Annotated in this window: 2 protein-coding genes; one reads left to right on the forward strand and one right to left on the reverse strand. The window is 62.5% G+C overall.

Translation table 11 applies throughout. The features are described 5' to 3' along the window. The coding region (locus AC1DWI_RS19655; protein ID WP_477725517.1) for a VOC family protein at window positions 1-410 on the forward strand (410 nt) is incomplete at its 5' end. Window positions 411-519: 109 nt separating this feature from the next. Here AC1DWI_RS19655 and AC1DWI_RS19660 read toward each other — a convergent pair. Next, a partial coding sequence (locus tag AC1DWI_RS19660; protein ID WP_477725518.1) for an ATP-binding protein occupies window positions 520-2,507 on the reverse strand: 1,988 nt, incomplete at its 5' end.

Below are 2,507 nucleotides of genomic sequence, written 5' to 3' on the forward strand. Positions count from 1 at the left end.
ATGCTGCAAAGGCCATGGCGTTTTACACCTCGGTTTTTGGCGCTACGGAAAAATTCCGGCTCACAGAACCCGATGGCCGCATCGGCCATGCCGAACTGGACTTTGACGGCGCCACGCTGATGGTGTCGGAAGAATTCCCGGAGTACGGCACCCGGGCGCCCGATGCCGGCGCGCCGGCCACCGTCACGCTGCACCTGCATGTGGACAACTGCGATGAGGTGATTGCACGTGCGCTGAAAGCCGGCGCCACGCTGGAAATGGCGGCGCAAGACCAGTTTTACGGTGAGCGCTCAGGCAGCTTTCGCGACCCGGCAGGCTACCGGTGGAGTGTGGGGCACAGCATTGAAACCGTGTCGCCGGAGGAAATGCAGCGCCGTTATACCGCGCTGATGACCACGCCTTCCGCGTGAATTTGCTATGAAAAATATAGCTGCTCGCGCAAGCCAGTAAAGGCTAAATCCCGGATTTATTCACTAGCGCGCTAGAAACCCCGTAGCCTGCCGCGGGCCCGGTACAGGTTCAGGCTTCGTCCGTAGGCGATTCCGCAGAATTGCTTTGCCCGAGCACGCGCCGCAAGGTTTCGAGGAGCTCGGTGTTGGAAGTCTTGGCCTTGACCAGCACGGCGGCCGCCCGCGTGGCTTGAAGCCTGTCCACCTCCAGTGCCGAGAAAATCACCACCGGCGGCGGGCCGTCCATCGCCTCAACGTCCTTGAGCAAGTCCCAGCCCGAACCGCCCGGCAGGCTGAGGTCCAGCAGGACCAGGTCAAAGCGCTGTTCCTTCAGCCGGTCACGTGCTTCCTGCACCGTGTCGGCAAAGACGAAGGTTGCAAACCCCTGGGCAATGGTCGCTGCGATGCGCTGGATGTCCGGATCGTCTTCAACATGCAGGATGACGGCGCGGGCTTCGACCGAACCGGCAATGGCGCGCCGCACGCCCAGCACGAGCATGTTCTCATCGATGGGTTTTTCCAGCCAGTCCGATACGGTCAGGGACTGTTCGTTGAACTGGATCCGCCCCTCGGCCGCCGAGGCCGACACCACCACGATGGGCACGTCGCGTGTATGCAGCTGGGCGCGCAGCGCCCTGATCAGCGCAATGCCGTCCTGGTCGGGCAGCTTCAGGTCTATCGTGACGGCGGCGTACCGCCTTTTTGCCAGCTCCGCGACGGCCTGTCTGGCTGTGTACACCATTTCGGTATCAAAACCACCCTTGTCGAGCATCATGCTGATCAGGCGGGAGATGTCCGGGTCGTCCTCGCAAACCAGGACGCGCGGCCGCTGTTCGACCAGTGCCGAGAAACCTGAAGTACGCTCCGGCGAATCCACCCATTCGGGCAGTTCAAAGAAGAAGGTGGTGCCGACCCSGGGGTCGGTATGAAAACCGATGCTGCCGCCCAGGCGCTCGATGATGGCCCGTGAAATATTGAGGCCCAGGCCCGTGCCGCCCTTTTGCCGTGTATCGGAGGAGTCGGCCTGGGAGAATTTCTGGAAGATGCGGTTGCGGAATTCCTCCGGAATGCCGGGCCCGTGGTCCCGCACCTCGACGCGTATGCCCGTTTCGCTGCGAGCCACGTGAATATCCACCGTGCCGCCTTCGGGCGAGAACTTCATCGCATTGGACAGCAGGTTGGTCACCACCTGCGTCAGCCGGTCGCTGTCGACCCTGACCTGCAGGTCCTCGTCGGGAAACTCGAGCTGCAGGTGCACATTCTTCGCCGCGCCGTAGCCTTCGTTGGCGGCCAGCGCCTGCTCCAGCAAAGGCCTGAGTTCGATGGCCTGAAAATCCAGGGTCATCTTGCCGGACTCGATCTTCTCGATGTCCAGGATGTCATTGATCAGCCGGATCAGGCGCTCACAGTTGGTTTTCGCGATGCCCACCAGCGTCTTGACGGCGTCGGGCAGCTGGCCGGCAACACCGCCGGAGATCAGGCCCAGCGAGCCCCGGATCGAGGTGAGCGGCGTGCGCAGCTCATGGCTGACCGTCGAGACGAATTCACTCTTCATGCGGTCAATGCGCTTGAGTTCGGTGACGTCATTGGCCAGCGTGTAGAAGCCGATCACCTTGCCTTCGTCGGCGCCGTCGCCGTAGCGCGGGAAATAATTGACCACGTAGTCGCGCATGCCGCCGCGGGCGGTTTTCTGCGATCGCTCGTAGACCACCGGGTAGCCCTGCAGCACCTCTTCCACCCTGGGCTTGACCAGCGCGTACATCTCGTCGCCCAGGATTTCCCGGATGGTCTTGCCTTCGAGCTGCGCTTGCGTCATGCCGAAGACTTCCTCGTAGGCCCGGTTATGAAAGCACAGACGCTGGTTGGCGTCAGCGTAAGTGATCCAGGCCGGCACGGTATCGGTGATTTCGCGCAGCTGCGCTTCGCTGGTGCGCAGGGCCTCGGTGACACGGCGGATTTCGGTGGTGTCGCGTCCCGTGCCGCGGTAGCCGGTGAATTTTCCGTTGGCGTCGAATTTCGGCACGCCGCTGATGCTGAAGTAGCGCGGCCGCCCCTTGG

The sequence above is a fragment of the Polaromonas sp. P3_C2 genome (assembly GCF_056402675.1).